The organism is Flagellimonas meridianipacifica (genome assembly GCF_003001695.1).
Lineage (GTDB): Bacteria > Bacteroidota > Bacteroidia > Flavobacteriales > Flavobacteriaceae > Flagellimonas > Flagellimonas meridianipacifica.
In genome coordinates this window covers 2049112-2066285 of sequence record NZ_PVYX01000001.1, presented here as the reverse complement: position 1 = coordinate 2066285, position 17174 = coordinate 2049112, and the positions used below count along the sequence as shown (strand labels likewise).

The window sequence follows — 17174 nt, the reverse complement described above, 5'->3', positions numbered from 1 at the left end:
AAGAGATAAGTTTCTCATAAACCTCACAATATATTTAGCTAGATAACTTCCCTTTTATTCCTTTTTAAATCCAAATTTTCCCTCTCACCAACATTTTGTTCTCTTAACCCCTTGATATGGAATTGTTTTGGGCAAACAAAAAACGAAGTCCAATTCTAAATTCCAACAGATGAAAAACGTAATTAAACTCTTTTTACCTCTGGTATCGCTTCTGATTTTTAGCTGTGCAAATGACAGCGAAAGTGATTTACTGGACCCAATTCCAGAAAATGTTGACGATGTCAATGATGATGAAATTGTTGACGCGGTCACATTTACTGCAGACATCCAACCCATCATTGCCAACAATTGTCTAGGATGCCACTCAAGTCCCCCTAGAAATGGTGCTCCTTTCGCTCTGGTCACTTTCCAGCAAGTTAGTTCCAGAAATGGCGGTGTACTTCGCACAGTTTCACTACAAACTGGGCAACCGGGAGCTATGCCACCTGCAGGGAGAATCCCTCAAGCATCAATCGACCTAATCAATCAATGGATTGAGGATGGGTTGATAGAGTAAAAACGTAATCCAAAAATAAACACCAATGAAAAATCTTAAAAACACACTAATTCTAGTATTTGCCATTTCAATCTTGGGTGGCTACACAGCCAACGCCCAGAGCAAATACATTGACAAAAAAGGGAAAATTGTATTTGAAGCGTCAGAAAAGCTTTTTGAAGAAGTAAAGGCGCAAACTGAATCCGCTACGGCAATATTCGATTCTGAAACCAATCAAATTGCCTCCTTGGCTTTGGTAAAGGGATTTCGATTCAAAAACTCATTGATGCAAGAGCATTTCAATGAAAACTACATTGAATCCGACACCTATCCCAAGGCCACTTTTAAAGGCAAGCTGATAGATTTTGATGCCTCAAAGCTTTCTGAAACGCCTTCTCAAGTTTCAGTGGATGGGAAAATGAAATTGCATGGAAAAGAAAAAGACATTCGTACGGATTTATTGATTTATAAAAAGGACGATTCCATTGTGATGGAAGGCGGTTTTAAAGTCAAACCCGAAGATTTCGATATCAGTATTCCCAAAATTGTACGAAACAAGATAGCCAAAGAAGTATTGGTACAGATCAACTTTAACCTTATCAAAAAATGAAAGCCAAGAAACGTATTTCCATCATTTTATCCGGGGTTCTTATAGTTGTGGTATTCGCATTTTTAGCTCTCAACTACATGTACAAACCTCATAGAAACATTGCTGAAGAAAGGGCTATAAGCTCCTTGTCAGCTATTGAAATTCATGAAAAGTTCACCAATCCAAATACTTCCCTAGAAAACCTAGCAGATAAGATAGTGGAAGTGAACGGGTCCATAACCGAGATAGAACAGGTACACACCATATTCATTGATAACAAAGTACAGGTTGACTTTGATACGCTTCAGCAAGTGAAAGGGGTATTTGACAATGGATCTAACATTACAATAAAAGGTCGCTGTGTAGGATTTGACGACCTGCTTGAAATAGTAAAAATAGATCAAGCCATCCTCATCAATAACCAATAAAAACAAACAAAATGAAAATAATTTATATCATCATTTTCCTAATACCCTTATTAGGGTTTACACAGCACGACCTTCTGTCTGAAATAGACAACAAAGAGGTCAACGATTACGAAAGTGCCGCATTTAAGGGGCTTAAAATTGTAAACTTTGAGTCCACCAAAATGGTATCAAAAAAGGAACTGTACTTTGTGGTTTCCCATAGATTTGGTTCCATTAAACCTGGTTTTGAAGATTTCTTCGGATTGGACCAGGCAGTTACACGACTCAATTTTATCTATGGTGTTTCAGATGGGATAAACATTGGCGTTTCCCGCAGTTCTTTTCTGAAAACCTATGAGAGCTCCATAAAACTTAGATTGATACGTCAAAAAAAGAAAGGTTCTCCATTTACCTTGGTAGGGTTCGGAACCCTACTGATAAATGGTGCTTTGGATGACGCCAACTTGCCCGGTCTTGAATTTAAAAATCGTTTGGGATACACCGCCCAACTCCTGATTGTAAAAAAGTTCAATAAAAACTTTTCACTGGAACTGATCCCTACTTTTTTTCATGAGAATTTGGTCCAATTGGATGAACAAGAGAATTCCCAATACGCTATTGGATTTGGTGGTAGACATAAAATCTCCAAAAGGGTGTCGCTTAATATTGACTATGGACTGCATTTAAATAGAGCTTCAAACTCTCCTTTCAACAATCCGCTTTCAGTAGGTTTTGATATTGAAACGGGGGGACATGTGTTCCAATTACATTTTACAAATGCTCAACCGATGAATACCAATGGTTTTCTCGGACAAGCAACTGGCGATTGGTCGGAAGGAGACATTTTCTTTGGATTCAATCTTTCAAGGGTATTCTAAAAGGCAAGAAATATGAAAACCAATATTGCGAGAATACCGGTACAAAGAGCATTCTGTAATCGATGCTCTATTAAAATAAAAGACGCCCTACTGAACATAAAGGACATTACGAATGTAAACCTATATCCCATGGATTCGCTGATTGTATTCAATTTCATTCGGGCCAATGAGATTTCAAAAGCCCTTAATGTACTCACCGAACTGGGTTGCCCTGAAGAAGGTGAGAAAGTTACAGACAACTTAAACGTCACGTTTTGTAACTGCGAGAAAGTTCAGGTTCAGAATCAAGATTATCTAACTAAAAATTAATCGAAAGGTGGATAGCTAATTAAAAGGTCACCGTTAAAGTATTCCCTTTTAAAGTCAAATATTCCCTTTCACCAACATTTATAATGCTATGAAGCCCCCGTCTTGGTTGCTTTGTAGCCGTAATTCATTAAACCTTAAAAACAATTAAAATGAAAAAGTATGTATTTGTAATGGCCCTGCTTGCCATGACTTGGAGTTGTTCCGAAGATGACACCGAAATTATTATTGATGATCCTGTGGTGGACAATCCAACTCCCCCAGATCCAACTGGAAGTGCTTCGGTAGTAATTAACGAAGTAGCTTATTTGGAAGGTTCTGTCGAACTCTTTAACGATGGAGACATAAACGTAGATTTGAGCGATTATTTCCTATGTCTTGGCCCAGGCACCTACAGAAGAATTGGTGATTTGGAAACCGAAGGAAATGTTGACCTAGCACCTGGAGAATACTTGGTAATTGGTTATGACATGCCCAATGAAGAAGGTGGAATAGGTCTATATGCCAACAATGATGGTTTCGGAGACGCCGCCAATATTCGTTCTTTCGTACAATGGGGAGCTGCTGGAAGTCCGAGGGAAAATGTTGCCGTTGAGGCCAATATCTGGACAGAAGGCGAATTTATACCGGTTGTAGAAGATGAAGATAACAGTATCGTTTATGATGGTGAAGGAATCAGTGCTTCGGATTGGTCCGAAACTACAACACCTTCATTGGGAGCTGAAAACGAGTTCAATGCTCCAGTTCAAAGTGCTTCGATAATATTGAACGAAGTTGCTTATTTGGGCGACTCCATCGAACTATACAACAATGGAGCTATTGATGTAGATGTAAGCGATTATTTCCTATGTCTTGGCCCAGGGACCTACAGAAGAATTGGGGACCTCCAAACTGAAGGCGACGTGAACATGACACCAGGTTCGTTTTTAACTGTTGCATATGAAATGCCAAACGCAGAAGGTGGAATAGGTCTATACGCGAACAATGCTGGTTTTGGTGATCCTGTAAACATCCGTTCTTTCGTTCAATGGGGTGCTCCTGGAAGCCCAAGAGAAAATGTTGCCGTAGCCGCGAATATCTGGACAGAAGGTGAGTATGTAGAAGTTGTAGGCAGTGCAGATAACAGTATTGCTTATGATGGTGAAGGTTTTAGCGCTTCGGATTGGTCAGAAACCACTGAGACTACCTTTGGTGCTGCCAATATCTTTACTGCTCCTACAGTAAGATCTATTGTAATCAATGAAGTGGAATACTTAGTTGATGACCTTATTGAGCTTTATAATAATGGAACAGAAACCGTAGACCTTTCCAACTACTGGATGTGCCTTGGTCCTGGTCAATACTTTAGAGTTGGAGATGCAGCAGCAACTGAAATCGTAAGTGGTAACGTAAACTTGGCGCCAGGTGAATTTTTGGTTATCTCTCCGGTATCACTTGAAGCATCAAATGACGCAGGTGGACTTGGTCTATATGCCAATAATGACGGTTTTGGAGATGCTGCCAACATCCGAAGCTTTGTACAATGGGGTGCTGCTGGAAATGCACGTGAATCTGTTGCAGTAGAAGCAGGTATTTGGAATGCTGGTGGATTTGTGCCCAATGTTCCCTTTGGTTCAAGTATAGCATATGATGGTGAAGGCTTTACCTCTAATGATTGGGAAGGCACCTCTACCCAAACTTTTGGAGATGCTAATGTATTCAGAGAACCATTAGAAAAAAGATCAGTAATTATAAATGAGGTGGAATACCTAATAGACGATGAGATTGAACTATATAACAATGGCAATGTAGCTGTGGATCTTTCCAACTATTGGATGTGCCTTGGCCCTGGTCAATACTTCAGAATCGGTGATGCGGCTGCTACAGATATTGTAAGTGGTAACGTAAGCTTGAATCCGGGTGAGTTTTTGGTCATCTCTCCAGTGTCTCTTTCTGCTCCTGACAATGCAGGAGGTTTAGGTCTCTATGCCAATAATGACAGTTTTGGAGATGCTGCCAACATCCGAAGCTTTGTACAATGGGGCGCCGCTGGAAATGCACGTGAATCTGTTGCAGTAGAAGCTGGTATTTGGAATGCCGGTGGATTTGTACCTAACGTGGCAGCTGGTTCAAGCATCGCTTATGACGGTGAAGGATTCACTTCCAATGATTGGGATGAAGATACTACTCCGACACTGGGTTTATCCAATAGTGCCATTCTTCAGTAAAGCAATTCACAAATAATATCTAACCTTAAAACAACAACATCATGAAAAAAGTAAAGTTCACAGCAACTATTCTGTTAAAGACCATGGCCCTGGTATTACTGACTTCTGTATTCTCATGTGATGACGACTATGATGACGATTATGAGAATATTGATGAGTCAACACCCCGCGAGGGCTTGGTCAACTACGAAAGGGAAATGAATTGCTATGTTTAATATTAGTTTTCCAGTTTAGTTGTTTACTGCCCACAGGAGATGATATCATACAGATGTCGCTTCTGTGGGTTATTTTTGTACAACTAACATCCTAATAACGCATTTCACAAACTATTGATGAAATAGCATGACCTTAAGAAAAAGCCTCATATTATTCATAATCCTACTATTGGGTTTGTTTTTATTGCGCTATGTAAATGATACCATACAAAAAAAGCCCAATGAAAACGGTGTTTCCACAGAGGCCGAACTTCATGTTACATCCAAAGATTTAGTGGCTTCCTTTCTATCCAATGAAGAACTGGCAAATGCCACTTATGTAGAAAAAACCCTTGAAGTAGAAGGTATTGTAAAGGAAGTTACTTTTTTGAACAATAGATATACTGTATTATTGCAGGGCAGTGGAGAATATATGTGCATAATGTGCGATATGAAAGAAGATCAGGTCGCACAAGTACAAACATTGTCCAAAGGTGATTCAGTTGTTCTTAAAGGTATTTGCAAGGGATTCTTAATGGATGCTGTTTTATTGAATTGCGTACTGGTAAAAAAAACAGATGAATAGATTTCTTTTACTTCTAGCCTTATCCCTATCCCAACTCTGTCTTGGGCAAGCTGGGGAACGAATTATTACCAAACAGGGACAGGTGAGTTTTTTTTCACACACCTCCGTGGAAGATATTGAAGCTACCAACAATCAGGTACTGAGTATCGTGGATTTTACTTCTAAAGAAGTGGCCATTAGCATGCTTATGCGAGCTTTTGTATTCAAAAAGGCACTCATGCAGGAACACTTCAATGAAAGCTATATTGAGTCCGACATCTACCCGAAATGTTCCTTTGAAGGTAAAATCCTCGATTTGGAACGACCATTACCTCAAGAGCAAACCAAACTTATTAAGGGCAACATTACCATCCATGGGGTTTCTAAAGAATTAGAGATAAAGACAAAAATTGAAAACGACCAAGATAAAATCAGTTTTTCCGGGACCTTCAATTTAACGGTAGCCGATTTCAAAATCAAAATTCCTCCCATAGTTGCAGGAAATATTTCAAAGACCATAGAAGTTAATTTTAGATTTGAAGAATATCTGCCCTATGAAAATTAAGATATATCCTTTAGTGGTTTTATGTACTTTGGCAATATCCAATATGGGGTATTCCCAAAGTCTGTTGGAATCTTTGGAAAAAGAACAAGAAGAAACCAGTTACCCAATACAAGCTACCTTTAAAGCTACACGCATTGGTCTTGGACAATCTGTGGAGACACGAAAACAAGGAGGACTGGAAATTTCCGCGAATACGCGATTTTGGAACATTCCACAGGAAACACAGGCCTTTGTTGCAGATAGGGTGACTTCAAGGTTTGGCACCTCCTATGCATTTACAGATAGATTTACACTAGGAGTCGGGGTTACCACTTTTGATGGTATTTTTGATGCTTACGGAAAATATAGATTGGTCTATCAAAAAACAGGAAAAGGCTCACCTATTTCCATTACACTTTTTCAGAATGCCAGTTTAAAGACCAATCCCGGCAGGTCTATTAATCAAACGGGTTCTTTTTCCGAAAAACTGTCTTTTGGAACCCAGCTATTATTGGCAAGAAAATTCACAAGGAATTTTTCGCTTCAGCTATCCCCTACTTTTATTCACAGAAACTCTACAATAGATCCAGAAGATCCAACCAACCATTTCGCATTGGGTTTTGGGGGTAGATATCGGATTGGAGGACATGTTTCCGTTACGTCAGAATACTATTACTTAGCCAATCCCATTGAATCTTCAACTACGTTTGATGCCTTTTCTTTGGGAGTCAATTGGGAGCTGACAGACCTTATGCTCCAGTTCTACATGACAAATTCCCATAACATTGCCGATGATGTCTTCATCACGCAAACACGTAATAACTTTAATACTCGTGATGGTAATTTTTTCTTTGGGTTCAGTGCCACTATTCTTTTACACCTGAAGCAGAATAAGGTAAAAAGGGTGAAATAAAACGGACTATTCTTTGTTGGCAGTTGTTCCTATCAGTTGATATAAGTTTTCCGAAGAAAGAATAAAGGGTGATTTTGAAATTCGTTCTAACCATCTTTTGCTAACACTATCACTTAGGTGCAAGCGAGCGTCTATTCCCTTAAACGTTGGATTTTCCTTCCACATAGGGTGGGAGTCCCAGTGACAATTTATATAATGTACAGCCTTGACTACGTCCGCATTTTCTTCAATGGTCCTAAAAAAAGGTAAAAACCACTTTTGCCATGCCTCTTCTGCCTGTTTGGGATTGCTTAGCTGAGTTTCTTTGGTAATTCCGTAGAGCTTTCCGCCGTAATCGGAAATAGTCGGGGTGGCTTCAGCAATAAACACCGGCTTCCCCTTTCTTCGGGCAAACTCAAACATTTCAATCTCTTTCCAGCGATTAAAAAAGGATACACCACACCAATCTACATAATCGTCGCCTGGATACCATCCTTCCAACTGTTCTTGATTTGAAATATAGCCTGTGGATTGCCATACATAGGCCACATTGTTTACTCCTCTAGCGCGAAGCTTATCCACGATTCGTTGATAGGCCTTAACGGTAGTTTCCCTATCATAATGGTTCCAAGGGTCACCGTCGAATTCGTAGGCAATTCGTAAAAAAACAGGACGATTATTTATGGATAGCAAAAAATTACCTAACCTATCAATATACTTGTCATGGGTCCCATCCGCAACCTTTTCTTCATGATTAATAAAACTCAACCCAATTGCCATAATCATATTGGTGTAATCTGAATCCAAATGTTGTATATGGGCATTGTAAACATTGTCCCCCCAATCTGCATTCTCCCATAGTCCATCCAATCCTTCAAATCGAAGACCAAATGAATACTCTCCAGGACTCATATTCGTATATGTGGTCCATCCTGCCGGTTTTGGAAAATGATTCAAGTACCCATCACTATATTCTTCCAACCCGCCAACCGCCTCCAATTCCTGGCCAACAAACAACAAAACTCCTTCTTTGGGTTCAAATTTTGCGAATGCCCTTACCTCTTTTGCTGAGCTAAAATCTTTGACTTCATAATCCTGACAGAAACATGTGAAAGAAACCAAAAACAATAAAAGAAATGTTTTTTTCATCTCGAGAATATATGTTCTCCAAGTTATGAATTGTGTGAAACAAAAAGAAAATCCCAGGAAGTATTGCTCTTCCTGGAATGCTACCTAAACTAAACTTAAAACGCTAACTCAAAGTCTTTAATTGAATACCAAACCGCCACGAATAACGATCAAGGGAGAAAAGGTTGTGTTGAACTCATCATTACCACCAGCCGCTTGAGTAATGAAGCCGACATCCAAAAAAGGTGTAAAACTATTAGAGATATGAAATTGAAGTTCGTTGGTAAGGTTTAGGCCAAGACCTTCAATTGTCCCTCCGTCCTCACTTAATTCATCTGAAGTAATTAGCCTATAGCCCAAATTGAATCCCGGTTTGTAGGATACTTTGTCACTTAGTGAAAATCTAGGTTTCAATGCGAGGGCCAACTCATAAAACGTCACATTTTCATCAATTAGTGCCAAATAAGGCAATGCTATGCTTCCGTTTAAACCTACCGCAAACCCATCAGTAATAAAAAAATCGTAGAAACCTAGTATAGAAACACCACTTTCTAAATCGAAGTTTTGGTCTAACTCAGCAACGTAGACATCCCCTCCTGTAAGTAGTCCTACTGAGAAGCCATATTCGTTTGTCTTTTTGTCTTGGGCCTTCAAGCATATAATGGCAAATACACTTAATAATAGTCCTAGTGTTGTGCTTGTATTTTTCATTTTTAAGGTTTAGTTGAGTTTTTACTTGTAGGATGATGGTCTATCTTACCATCCTTAAATCGACGAAGGTATCTTCAAAGCTACCGTCAGAATCAAAATCCAACTCTAGGATACCATCTACTTCCAGCACATCATCAGATGTCAAGTTGATATTTAAAAAAGCCTCATCTCCGGGTTCATCTTCATCATCCAAAAGGACCAGAAGAGACTCAAAGAATCCCAATTGTCCAGAAAACTGTTCGGCAGCTTCTCCAGGAAAACCAATTGTGGAGGTAAATCTTCCATTACTTTGAATATTCAATGTTACATTACCCCCTTGCGAAACAAGTTCTATAGTGCTATTTGAGTCGGAAAGCAATTCAAATTCAGCAAACGTTGCAGTCCAATTTCCAGTGATGTCAGCTATGGATAGGTTGTCACCTTCCAAAGAATAATCAAACTCGTCCCCATTGTCGTCATTGCTACATCCCAAAACAAATAACGACGTAATCGTAACGATTAAAAGACGGTTCAATCCATCTTTACTCCAAATGCTTTTGAATACTGTAAAATATGTGTCCATAATACCTAGTTTTTGATATAATCAAAACTAGAAATGTACTATTGGTTCAGGTAGCAAGGAGGTTACCATCTTTAATACAGTGGTTACATGGATACAAAATGAATCACTATTCAAGTTTTGATACAGCATGTTCCTCTACAACAAAAAAGAATCATTGGTTTCAAAAGGAATTGAGTCAGTACTCTTCTTTCAACTTGTTTTTTGAAGCATTTCAGAGGGTTTGAGGTTGTACGCCTCTTTGAAGGCTTTGGTGAAGTATGACAAATTGTTAAATCCTACGTCGTATGCTATCTCGGACACCGTGCCCTTACCACTTTTCAGATATTCGTAGGCTTTTTTCAATCGATATTGCCTAATAAAATCAGATACACTATACCCAATAGTAGCTTTCATTTTACGATATAGTTGTACGCGGCTCATGCTCATTTTATCAGCAAATTCATCTACAGAAAATGAACTATTGTCCAGATTTTTGGCAAGGATATGCCCTACCTTTTGCAAAAAACGATCATCACTAGAGGTAATGGCCTCTGCCTTTGGATTCGTCAAGAATTGAGATTTATGATAATCCTGTATGCGTTTTCTTTGTTCCAAGAGACTTTTAATTCTTACTCTGAGTTCTTCAATTTCAAAAGGCTTTGTGAGAAAATGGTCTGCCCCTTTTCCAATGGTCTTCAATTTACTTTCCTGCTCTTTTCTAGCGGTTAGCATAATAATGGGGATATGCTGGGTCTTTGAATCACCCCGTATTTTTTCTAAGAAGGCCTCTCCATCCATTTCTGGCATCATCAAATCTGTGATAATGAGGTCAGGCAATTCTTTTTCTGCTACTTCCCAAGCCATACGCCCATTTTGAGCTTCTTTTATAGAATACATGTCACTCAATTGCCCACTAACATAGCTTCGAAGGTCACGATGATCCTCTGCCAAAAGTACTATGGGTAAGTCGGTTTGGTTTGCAGGGTCTAGTGATGATTCTTCGGATAAACCCACTTCCGGTGTACCGTTTTTAGGGCTTACGTCTTTTGGTTCAACCTTAATTTCTGTAGCATAGGAATCATCATTTAATGGCAGCAACAGGCTAAATGTAGTATACTTTTTGTTGGATTGTACCGCAACCGAGCCATGATGCAGTTCAGTAAGTTCCTTCACCAGAGCAAGTCCAATTCCCGTCCCCTGGGAATTATCGTGTATATCCGATTGATAGAAACGTTCAAAAATTTTGGTTTTGTCTTCCTCTGAAATTTGTGGTCCTGTATTTCTAACTTCAATATTGAGGTCTTGACCATTTTGCTCTACCAGTAATGCAACCTTCCCTCCATTTGGGGTAAACTTTAAGGCATTGGACAGCAAATTTGAAAGAATCTGCTCTATCTTCTCTTTATCAAAAAAGGAGATGATATCCGTTTCGGGAAAACTTTGGGTGAACGTGATATTCTTACTATCTGCTAATGAGGTAAAAGAGGCCGAGATTACTCGTAACCAGGAAATTATACTGTCTTTTGCCACATGTAGACGTAGTTTACCCTCCTCTAATTTAGAAAGGTCCAATATCTGATTGATTAACTTTAGAAGCCGATCAGCGTTCCGATGGATGAGTCCCAGCATCCCATAGGTTTCCTTTTCGTTTTGATACTTTTTTTGAAGTTGCACGACCGGAGCTGAAATCAAGGTAAGGGGAGTTCTAAATTCGTGGGAAATACCAGCGAAGAAACGTGAACGAATAGCCTCGGTTTCACGTTGATTCTTTTCGACGAGCTCTTTTGCTGCAAGCCTTTGTTTGTAACCATACACAATTAAAAAAACCACTATCAACAACACCGCAACACCAACAAACAAAATGTTTCGTAGGAGTTTATTGGCTCGTAGGCTCGCTTCTTGCTGCACAAGTTGGGCTTGTTGCAGTTCCTCATTTTTTTTCAGTAGAGCAATTTCGCTTTCCTTCTTTTCACTATCGTAGCGCGCCTCCAATTCTGTTATTTTCTTGGTTTTTTCTGCATTCAATAAACTATCGTTTAACCTTAAGAAGTGCTCATAGGATTCCAGCGATAATCGGTATCGCCCTTGATTCTTATATGATTTGGCAATTCCCTCGTAAGCAATTTTTGAAGCTTCCAAAGATCCTGCTTGCTCGGCATGGCCTAAAGCCGATTGGTAAAACCCGAGTGCTATGGCTGGAACACCTTTTGCCAGATAAAGTTGTCCTAAATTGTTTTCAGTGGAACTCATTCCATATAGGTCACCCAATTCCTCACGCATCGACAGGGCCTTACGGTAATAAGATTCTGCAGTGCTATATTCATTCAATTCCTTGTGGACCGAACCGAGGTTATTATACTTTAATGCAATACCACCTTCGTTGCCAAATTCTTCTTCGAGTACTAAACTCTTTTTATAGAACTCCGCTGCTTTCTTGAATTCCTTCTGTTGAAAATGAATGGATGCAATATTGTTGTAGGCGTGGGAAATTCTAAGTTCCTGATTTTCCATGGTCTCGCAAGTTGCCACAATGTCAAGATAGTACTCAATGGCCTTATCGTAATTTTTGAGGTAATAATTGATGTTTCCCAAGCTCATTTGGGAGGAAAGAATACCTTGTTTATACCCTAAGTCCTCATCAATTTTCAAGCTTCTAAGTGTATACGAAATAGCATCTTCATAGCGACCTAGATTTATCAACACCAGACCGGAATTGTTACTCGCAGCAGAAACGCAGGTTGAATCACCTAACTGTTCACAATAGGAAAGTCGTTCCAAAAAATGATATAGGGTTTGGTTGTAGTCCCCTTTATAAAAATATGCGGTACCTGCATTATCATGATTACGGGCCAGAGCCAATATGTTGTTTTGCTCCTTATCAATTTCCAGTGCTTTTTTGTAATAGATTACTGCAGAATCATAAGCTCTTGTTTTTAGTTGATAATGCCCAACACTCTCAAAAGCTTTTGCCTTGTCATCAATCCTATTCATTTGGCGAGCTATGGTTAGGGCTGATTGGAACAGTGAATCGGCTGAGCTCTTATTCTTGGCATCCACCTCAATTTTTGCCATTTCAATAAGGGCATTTACCCTAGTAGTATCCGTTAAATCCCGTGCAAGAAGTTTTACCAAGCTGTCTCTCTTAGCTTCCTGTGCGTGTGCCCCAAAGCACAAAAGAACCAATACAAAACACAGATATCGGGTCATAGCTGGTTATTTGCTAATTAATAACATCGCTATCTGCTTTTTCAGCATATCATGGAAAAGAATAAAATTCCATGAGACAGGTGATAGCGCAAATCAATTTTGACCAAGCATCAAATCTTGGGTTCAACCCTTTTAAGTTACGGCTTTATACCCTTATTTCTGAATTAAATCGATGTAAAACCAAAAGAACAAAACCTCTGATATTCCAAGCTTTTGTGTTTATGGACAAATATGCTGATAACTGTTACCCGCTTCCATCCTTTTCATTGGAATATCATGCATACCCGAAGTAACCAAATTGTCAAAATGTGTAACAAGGTTGACAATCAAAAGGAACCACTTAAAATACATTAGCTGAAACACTAATTCAATCATCATGAAACAGTTGAAAGCACTAATATTGATAAGTTATCTCTGCATTGGTTTTTGTACAAATGCCCAAGAATTGTATGAAGATCCACAAGGTCAATTTATAATGGATTTATACGATGGTCTTAAAGGTATGGAACAACAAAATGCCTTAGTTTATCAATTCAAGAACGCAGGGTATTCAATAATTGCCCAAAAAACCGAAAACACAAACGATATTGATTCCGCATACAAAACCTCAGTTGAAAACCTTAGTGGTTCAGGCCTTAGAAATCTGGTTCCTTTGGAAAAGACAAAACAAATGCTGATCAATGGCAATAAGGTTATCAAAACAACCTATCAAGGAGATTACTCGACAGAAGGAATAGTAGTAAAACTGATAGGGATTGCCTATGCCATAGCCCTTGAGGAAAATACCTTGTCCCTTATCTCGGTTCTCAATGACTCCAGCTACAAAAAATCCATGGGTTTTATTGAAAACACTTTACATAGTATACGAATGCCATCCCAGGATGCTAGCGGTATTACCCATGAAGAAACCCTTGAACTATCAGTACAAGAAATTTTAAAAGATTCTTTGGATGAAACTTCCTTGGAACCTACCAGTGTGGTATATGATGGCATTTCTTTTACACTTCCCCCTGGATGGATGAATCAGAAAAAAAGCAGAAGCGATGCCGAAAATATCATTGGAAAATTCAATAATGAAGATTTAGCGGCTGGTGGCTTTGTCATGGGCCTAAAAGGTATTATTTGGAACATAAAAAGAGCCAATCAGGTCGCTTTTGATGTTGGGAAAAACGCTCTGTCAGAATCCGAATTGGTACAAAGCAAGGAGATAGTCTTGGGCAAAAAGAAAAAGGGATACCTCTACGAATATGACGGTATCGTTATTAATGAAGGAAAAGAGGTTAAAATGAAAGCAATGACGATGGTACACAAAGTGAAAAAACACTTTTTGGTCTACTTTGTAAGTACCGGAAATCTAAACAGCACAAAGATTGAAGAAGATTTATTGGCTATCGCGAATTCAGCTAACTAGATACAACAATCTTTTCTAGGATGAAATCAAGAATAAGTTTAATAGTTTTCCTCTTTTTGCTCTCACAACTCCTTTTTTCTCAAAGAGAAATGTGGATGTCCACTACGGATGAGAACATTTTGAAGCGAGCGACAGTACAATCCAAGGTTCTCTTTCAACTACCTTTGGGCCATCAGCTTTTAGAGAACATGCAACTTGTTGATGAAAACAAACTTTTGCTTGGTCTGATAGAAAATACGCCACAACTACGTTCTTCATCTTATATGATGATTGACTCCAATACAGGAAAAATCAATTGGCAATATACTTGTGAAAAAGGGAGTTACAGTACTTTTTGGGTTTCAAACTCCTCTATTGTGCTCAAAAGAGAGGAAAAGAAAAAGACCTCTTTTGTTTGCTTGGATTTGGACACAGGAAAACTACTTTGGCAAAGAGACTACCCTAACAACTATGGATTTGTGTTGGAGACCAATACTGAAATCTTTATCAATTACAGCGCCCAAAAGGATGTAGTTGTCCTTGCAGCTGTTTCCTTGAAAAATGGTGAATCGCTATGGGAAACTGAAATAACGACTTCATGGAACAAGCAACCCTTTGTATTGCTGGATGGGGGAAAAGCTTTTGTTTTTTCCGATACTATCACAGTGGTTGATATAGATACTGGCAAAGTGGAAACGGATTTTGGTGCAAAAAAAATAGGAGAAGTATCACCCCTTATTCCGAGTTTAGACGAAACACATCTTTTTTTGGTCAATTCAGAAAACCATCTATCATGTTTTTCCAAAACAAGTGGTGAATTGCTCTGGGAAATGGAGTTGCCTAAAACTATGACCCCAACCAACCTTACCTCGCAAACTAATCACCTTTATGTTCGAGGAGAAGACAAAACCTCAAATTTTCATTTAATCTCCGTATCAAAAAAGGATGGAAAGATTAAATGGAGCCAAAAACAAAAAGAAGCCCTTACGAGCAATCTGATAGAAAATGACGATTTACTCTATTTTGCTAGTTCAGCAACTTTATTTGCTGTCAACGCGGAAACAGGACAACCGATATTTAATAAATCCATTACCCGAACGGGCCGTAGTTTCCCCGTTTCCTTAAGAATCAATAAAGACCGGGTAGCTTTTATCGGTGAATTGATTCTTGCCGGATATGATAAAAACACCGGAAAACTGATATATAAGCATGGCTTTTCTCCAATAGATATCAATTTACACTACAACGGATTGGATAGTTCCTTGCCTAAGCTGGAAAAAGATTTGGAAAGAATGCAGAACTACGAGAACAGTGGCGCGGCCCAGATGGCCTCCAACCAACGTGCTTATTATCAGAAAATGTCCGATAAGAACTATTCAGATTTTCTTAAATACCGTTCACAAAGACGACCAGGCATTGAATATAAGGCTAATATGGCAAGATATCGTTCTAGAATGTATTCCAGTATGGCAAGAATGCAGGCTGGTTTAAGTTTAAGTTTTGCAATCTTAGAGCTTGGAAGTGCCCTGGAACAGCTTATGCAAGCCAATGCCACTCAAGCTGAAATACGGAAGCAAGAGTATTATAGAAAAAGTATTTTGGATGTGTATACTTCGGCTTTATCAGAAAATTATGTTTTTCGACCCAATCTGAAATACTACAAAACTGATGACCAATATGTTAGTGTGAGTGTTGTCGATTTATACTCGGGAAAAAAGAAAGATTTCCTTCTGTCACCTCAATTTCTGGAATATGGATTATGGAACCTAATTGATTACAAACGCGGAGTAATCTATCATCATGGCGTTGGTATGAACCCGGAAAAATATAATCTAAGTAAATCCAGAAGAGTACCCCTTGTAAAATTCAAAACCGTGGAAACCTTTTTGGTAGCACAGCCTTTTTCAATTGATTGATTCAAAAATGATAAAATCGGACAGATTCAATCTGTCCGACCTTAACCTTCAATTGGAAATGTGCTGTTCTTTATTGAAATTGAACTTATCTAGTCCCAAAAGATAGCATCGAGTTTGGAACATGCCCGCTCATCTACCTTTAGGTAGTTCGCGCCTTGGCTTGACTTTATTCCCGTACCAGAATAAAATCCAAAGAACATAGGCATTTTATAATTTGATTTTGTTTTCATTTTGCATTTGTTGATTGGGTTATTTTGTCGATTCATTTTTATGATTGATGATTATTTTGATTATATGTTATTTGGTATTGAAGACTTTACCCCTTTTCTTGCCCGTTTTGTGAACGGAATGAGCATTGGTTTTTTGGCCTGGTAAGCTCTATATGTATCGCCAAATTCATTGACCAAATCCTTTTCTTCATAGCTGGTACCAATAACCACATAAACGGTAATGGCTATGGCAAAGGTCAAATGGGTTATAGACATTAACGGTGTGGCCCACATGCCCAACAACATTCCAAAATACAATGGGTGACGAACATACTTATAGAACGAAATAATTTTGAAATTCAATTGCGTATAGGGCTTGTTCTGTAACTCTAAAAATGTCTGGCGTAATCCAAACAAATCAAAATGGTTGATTAAAAAAGAGCTGATGAACAAAATCGCCCACCCCATAAAGAACAGTACGTACAGAACATAGTACCACATACTGTCTGGACCTATTTCCCATATGGTTCCTCCCAAGGGCTGCCAGTTGTACACTAAATTGAATAGTAACAATCCGGAGAACAATACAAAGGTGCTGCGTTCAATAGGTCTAGGGAAATATTTAGCGAATAGCTCCTTAAACCATTTTCTGGCCATAACACTGTGCTGGACTCCAAAAAGAGATATCAACATCAAGTTGTAGAGAATGGCGATTAGGGGTGACATTTGTGGCTCCCTATCAATTCCCAGACCAGGAATTAGGTTACCCACCGATGCAATCCAAAATAAAATGGATGCGAAGGCAATCGCATAGGCGATTACGGAATACAAAAACATGCTTACTTTTTTCATGACTATTAGATTTTTAATTCGGAGCAAACCTAGTCACGGTAAGGCTCTACAAAAGAAAAATGAATGGTTACAAAAGGGTTACACAGTCCCTTTATGGGGATTA

At 38.8% G+C, this 17174-nt stretch carries 18 protein-coding genes; 12 read left to right on the top strand and 6 right to left on the bottom strand.

The window, feature by feature from the left end:
- Positions 1–169: 169 nt before the first annotated feature.
- From CLV81_RS09495 to CLV81_RS09455, 10 genes are all read left to right on the top strand, one after another.
- On the top strand, positions 170–556 hold the full coding sequence (locus CLV81_RS09495) for a hypothetical protein (protein ID WP_146129872.1): 387 nt from the start codon (positions 170–172) through the stop codon (positions 554–556).
- A 25-nt stretch (positions 557–581) separates the two neighbouring features.
- Positions 582–1145 carry a YceI family protein gene (locus CLV81_RS09490; RefSeq protein ID WP_106144770.1) on the top strand — a complete coding sequence of 188 codons (564 nt, stop codon included), beginning with the start codon at positions 582–584 and terminating at the stop codon, positions 1143–1145.
- Positions 1142–1552: an OB-fold protein gene (locus CLV81_RS09485; protein WP_106144769.1), complete on the top strand. Its 411-nt coding sequence runs from the start codon at positions 1142–1144 to the stop codon at positions 1550–1552. Before CLV81_RS09490 ends, CLV81_RS09485 begins: the two co-directional genes overlap by 4 nt.
- 11 nt (positions 1553–1563) lie before the next feature.
- Positions 1564–2409: a DUF5777 family beta-barrel protein gene (locus CLV81_RS09480; RefSeq protein ID WP_106144768.1), complete on the top strand. Its 846-nt coding sequence runs from the start codon at positions 1564–1566 to the stop codon at positions 2407–2409.
- A gap of 12 nt (positions 2410–2421) precedes the next feature.
- The gene (locus CLV81_RS09475; protein WP_106144767.1) at positions 2422–2718 is read left to right on the top strand and encodes a hypothetical protein; all 297 of its coding nucleotides are present in this window, start codon (positions 2422–2424) and stop codon (positions 2716–2718) included.
- 149 nt (positions 2719–2867) lie between these two features.
- The gene (locus tag CLV81_RS09470) at positions 2868–4922 is read left to right on the top strand and encodes a lamin tail domain-containing protein (protein ID WP_146129871.1); all 2055 of its coding nucleotides are present in this window, start codon (positions 2868–2870) and stop codon (positions 4920–4922) included.
- Between the two features lie 41 nt (positions 4923–4963).
- Positions 4964–5137 carry a hypothetical protein gene (locus tag CLV81_RS20565; protein ID WP_158259108.1) on the top strand — a complete coding sequence of 58 codons (174 nt, stop codon included), beginning with the start codon at positions 4964–4966 and terminating at the stop codon, positions 5135–5137.
- 127 nt (positions 5138–5264) lie between these two features.
- A complete protein-coding gene (locus tag CLV81_RS09465) occupies positions 5265–5702 on the top strand; it encodes an OB-fold protein (RefSeq protein WP_106144765.1) in 438 nt (145 codons plus the stop codon).
- Positions 5695–6246 carry a YceI family protein gene (locus tag CLV81_RS09460; protein ID WP_106144764.1) on the top strand — a complete coding sequence of 184 codons (552 nt, stop codon included), beginning with the start codon at positions 5695–5697 and terminating at the stop codon, positions 6244–6246. Before CLV81_RS09465 ends, CLV81_RS09460 begins: the two co-directional genes overlap by 8 nt.
- Positions 6236–7138: a DUF5777 family beta-barrel protein gene (locus CLV81_RS09455; protein WP_106144763.1), complete on the top strand. Its 903-nt coding sequence runs from the start codon at positions 6236–6238 to the stop codon at positions 7136–7138. Before CLV81_RS09460 ends, CLV81_RS09455 begins: the two co-directional genes overlap by 11 nt.
- Before the next feature lie 6 nt (positions 7139–7144).
- Here the strand turns inward: CLV81_RS09455 and CLV81_RS09450 are convergent, their stop codons facing one another.
- The 4 genes from CLV81_RS09450 to CLV81_RS09435 all read right to left on the bottom strand — a co-directional run bounded on the left by CLV81_RS09450 (position 7145) and on the right by CLV81_RS09435 (position 12704).
- Positions 7145–8266: a glycoside hydrolase family 26 protein gene (locus CLV81_RS09450; protein WP_146129870.1), complete on the bottom strand. Its 1122-nt coding sequence runs from the start codon at positions 8264–8266 to the stop codon at positions 7145–7147.
- A 117-nt stretch (positions 8267–8383) separates the two neighbouring features.
- Positions 8384–8956: a hypothetical protein gene (locus CLV81_RS09445; protein ID WP_146129869.1), complete on the bottom strand. Its 573-nt coding sequence runs from the start codon at positions 8954–8956 to the stop codon at positions 8384–8386.
- A gap of 40 nt (positions 8957–8996) precedes the next feature.
- Positions 8997–9518 (bottom strand): hypothetical protein, encoded by a 522-nt coding sequence (locus CLV81_RS09440; RefSeq protein WP_106144761.1) that lies wholly within the window; start codon positions 9516–9518, stop codon positions 8997–8999.
- 189 nt (positions 9519–9707) lie between these two features.
- Positions 9708–12704, bottom strand: coding sequence for a tetratricopeptide repeat protein (locus tag CLV81_RS09435; RefSeq protein WP_106144760.1), 2997 nt, complete (start codon positions 12702–12704; stop codon positions 9708–9710).
- A 376-nt stretch (positions 12705–13080) separates the two neighbouring features.
- On the opposite strand from CLV81_RS09435, the gene CLV81_RS09425 reads away from it, so the two are divergent.
- Together CLV81_RS09425 and CLV81_RS09420 are read left to right on the top strand one after the other, a co-directional pair.
- A complete protein-coding gene (locus tag CLV81_RS09425) occupies positions 13081–14115 on the top strand; it encodes a hypothetical protein (RefSeq protein ID WP_106144758.1) in 1035 nt (344 codons plus the stop codon).
- A 20-nt stretch (positions 14116–14135) separates the two neighbouring features.
- A complete protein-coding gene (locus CLV81_RS09420; RefSeq protein ID WP_106144757.1) occupies positions 14136–16010 on the top strand; it encodes an outer membrane protein assembly factor BamB family protein in 1875 nt (624 codons plus the stop codon).
- Between the two features lie 89 nt (positions 16011–16099).
- Here the strand turns inward: CLV81_RS09420 and CLV81_RS20560 are convergent, their stop codons facing one another.
- Entirely contained in the window at positions 16100–16240 is a 141-nt protein-coding gene (locus CLV81_RS20560) for a hypothetical protein (protein ID WP_158259107.1), read from the bottom strand.
- Between the two features lie 60 nt (positions 16241–16300).
- Positions 16301–17071: a methyltransferase family protein gene (locus CLV81_RS09415; protein WP_106144756.1), complete on the bottom strand. Its 771-nt coding sequence runs from the start codon at positions 17069–17071 to the stop codon at positions 16301–16303.
- Positions 17072–17174 lie beyond the last annotated feature (103 nt).

Excerpts from the sequence above, each read along its gene's own strand:
- CLV81_RS09440 (WP_106144761.1), bottom strand. The coding sequence starts at position 9,518 with ATGGACACATATTTTACAGTATTCAAAAGCATTTGGAGTAAAGATGGA.
- CLV81_RS09485 (WP_106144769.1), top strand. The coding sequence starts at position 1,142 with ATGAAAGCCAAGAAACGTATTTCCATCATTTTATCCGGGGTTCTTATA.
- CLV81_RS09490 (WP_106144770.1), top strand. The coding sequence starts at position 582 with ATGAAAAATCTTAAAAACACACTAATTCTAGTATTTGCCATTTCAATC.
- CLV81_RS20560 (WP_158259107.1), bottom strand. The coding sequence starts at position 16,240 with ATGAAAACAAAATCAAATTATAAAATGCCTATGTTCTTTGGATTTTAT.
- CLV81_RS09420 (WP_106144757.1), top strand. The coding sequence starts at position 14,136 with ATGAAATCAAGAATAAGTTTAATAGTTTTCCTCTTTTTGCTCTCACAA.
- CLV81_RS09460 (WP_106144764.1), top strand. The coding sequence starts at position 5,695 with ATGAATAGATTTCTTTTACTTCTAGCCTTATCCCTATCCCAACTCTGT.
- CLV81_RS09470 (WP_146129871.1), top strand. The coding sequence starts at position 2,868 with ATGAAAAAGTATGTATTTGTAATGGCCCTGCTTGCCATGACTTGGAGT.
- CLV81_RS09480 (WP_106144768.1), top strand. The coding sequence starts at position 1,564 with ATGAAAATAATTTATATCATCATTTTCCTAATACCCTTATTAGGGTTT.
- CLV81_RS09445 (WP_146129869.1), bottom strand. The coding sequence starts at position 8,956 with ATGAAAAATACAAGCACAACACTAGGACTATTATTAAGTGTATTTGCC.
- CLV81_RS09450 (WP_146129870.1), bottom strand. The coding sequence starts at position 8,266 with ATGAAAAAAACATTTCTTTTATTGTTTTTGGTTTCTTTCACATGTTTC.
- CLV81_RS09435 (WP_106144760.1), bottom strand. The coding sequence starts at position 12,704 with ATGACCCGATATCTGTGTTTTGTATTGGTTCTTTTGTGCTTTGGGGCA.
- CLV81_RS09465 (WP_106144765.1), top strand. The coding sequence starts at position 5,265 with ATGACCTTAAGAAAAAGCCTCATATTATTCATAATCCTACTATTGGGT.
- CLV81_RS09475 (WP_106144767.1), top strand. The coding sequence starts at position 2,422 with ATGAAAACCAATATTGCGAGAATACCGGTACAAAGAGCATTCTGTAAT.
- CLV81_RS09425 (WP_106144758.1), top strand. The coding sequence starts at position 13,081 with ATGAAACAGTTGAAAGCACTAATATTGATAAGTTATCTCTGCATTGGT.
- CLV81_RS09495 (WP_146129872.1), top strand. The coding sequence starts at position 170 with ATGAAAAACGTAATTAAACTCTTTTTACCTCTGGTATCGCTTCTGATT.
- CLV81_RS09455 (WP_106144763.1), top strand. The coding sequence starts at position 6,236 with ATGAAAATTAAGATATATCCTTTAGTGGTTTTATGTACTTTGGCAATA.
- CLV81_RS20565 (WP_158259108.1), top strand. The coding sequence starts at position 4,964 with ATGAAAAAAGTAAAGTTCACAGCAACTATTCTGTTAAAGACCATGGCC.
- CLV81_RS09415 (WP_106144756.1), bottom strand. The coding sequence starts at position 17,071 with ATGAAAAAAGTAAGCATGTTTTTGTATTCCGTAATCGCCTATGCGATT.